The following is a 1,862-nucleotide window of genomic DNA, read 5'->3' on the forward strand; positions in this document are numbered from 1 at the left end:
CCAATCGCTGTGCGCAAAGCGCACAAATGATCCATCATGACTTTTAATGACCTTACACATCAATATCCACCTTTGCCTGTCTGTTCCACTTCGTACCCCAGGGTTTTGAGCAGATTGCCCAAAAGAGAGCTCGCTCCGAACCGGAAATGTCTTTTGTCCACCCATCCGCTTCCCATGATCTTTTCGGCGAGCTCCAGATAGGCCCTCGCCGCTTCCGCGTCCCGGACACCGCCGGCCGCTTTGAAACCGACAGAAGGATTGGCTTTCCTGATCGTCTCCAGCATCACCTCCGCCGCTTCCAGCGTGGCGTTGACCTTCACCTTGCCCGTGGAGGTTTTGATAAAATGGGCCCCTGCGTCGATGGCGATCTCGCTGGCTTTGGCGATCAGAGAGGGCTTTTTCAGTTCACCCGTCTCCAGGATCACTTTGAGTTTCACCTCGTCGCCGCAGACGATACGACACGCCTTGACCAGGTCGAAACCTACACGATCGTTTCCCTTTTTGAAGGCTCTCCAGGGAAAGACCACGTCCACCTCGTCGGCACCGTAGGCGACGGCTGCCCGTGTCTCGGCCACGGCGATCTCGATATCGTCGTCACCCCAGGGAAAGTTGGTCACCGTCGCCACTTTGATCTGTGGCGTCTCCTGCTCTTTGAGCACCTTTTTGGCCAGAGGAACGAAGCGAGGGTAGATACACACGGCCGCCGTGTCTCCCGCCGGCGTATGGGCGTCATGACAGAGCCTGGTGATCTTTTCACGGGTGTCGTCGTCGTTTAATGATGTCAGATCCATCAGGCCTATCGCTTTTTTCGCCGCATCTTCGAGTTTCATATCGAACCTTTACATCAATTTAATAGCGATGAAGATACCTACCAGCGTGGCGCTCATGAAATTGCTGAGCGTTCCCGCCAATACCGCTTTCATCCCCATTTTGGCGATCTCGCCCCGTCTCGTCGGTGCGATGACCCCCAGACCGCCCAGCAGAATCGCCAGGGAGGAGAGATTGGCGAAACCGCACAGCGCCACTGTAGCGATCGCCATGGAGTGGGGGTCGAGACTCTCTTTCATCTTCACCAGGTCGATATAGGCGACGAATTCGTTGATGATCAGTTTGATCCCCAGTAGCGAGCCGATCTCGGTGGCATGCTCCCAGGGAACCCCCAGCACGAAAGCGACAGGCGAGAAGAGATAGCCGAGAATCTGCTGGATCGTGATGTTTTCGGCACCGAAAAGCCCACCGATACCACCCACCATCATGTTCAAAAGGGCGATCAGCGCCACGAAGGCGATCAGCATGGCCCCGACGTTAGCCGCCAGTTTCAGACCGTCGGAGGCGCCGATGGCGGCAGCGTCGATGACGTTGACGGCACCCATCTCCTCCTCCTGCTCCTCTTTGATTTTCTCCTCCACATCACTTTTTGGCATTTCTGTTTCGGGTTCGAGCATTTTTGCCATCAACAAACCGCCGGGTGCCGCCATAAAGGAGGCCGCGATCAGATAGTTGAGACTTATGCCCATCGAGGCGTATCCCGCCAGGACGGCGCCCGCGACGGAGGCAAGTCCTCCGGACATGATGGCGAAAAGTTCCGAGCGTGTCATCGTCGGCAGATAGGGTTTGACCACCAGTGGCGCTTCGGTCTGCCCCACGAAGATATTGGCCGCCGCCGAAAGAGACTCCACTGGAGAGGTTTTGAGCAGTTTCTGCAGGCCACCGCCCATCACCTTGATGATCACCTGCATGATTTTCAGGTAGTAGAGCACCGACATCAAAGCCGCGAAAAAGATGATGACGGGCAGGACCTTGATGGCGAAGATGAAGCCACTCTGTTTCACGTCCGCCAGAGATCCGAAGACAAATCCGAT

General features: G+C 56.1%; 2 protein-coding genes. Both read right to left on the reverse strand.

Translation table 11 applies throughout. The features are described 5' to 3' along the window. Positions 1-59 precede the first annotated feature (59 nt). On the reverse strand, positions 60-830 hold the full coding sequence (deoC, locus tag Q1K23_RS03940; RefSeq protein ID WP_300362638.1) for a deoxyribose-phosphate aldolase: 771 nt from the start codon (positions 828-830) through the stop codon (positions 60-62). Between the two features lie 9 nt (positions 831-839). After that, positions 840-1,862 (reverse strand): nucleoside transporter C-terminal domain-containing protein (locus Q1K23_RS03945; RefSeq protein ID WP_300362639.1); only part of this gene is annotated, 1,023 nt, incomplete at its 5' end.

This window comes from Hydrogenimonas sp., from assembly GCF_029933015.1.
In the GTDB taxonomy this organism is placed as follows: Bacteria; Campylobacterota; Campylobacteria; order Campylobacterales; family Hydrogenimonadaceae; genus Hydrogenimonas.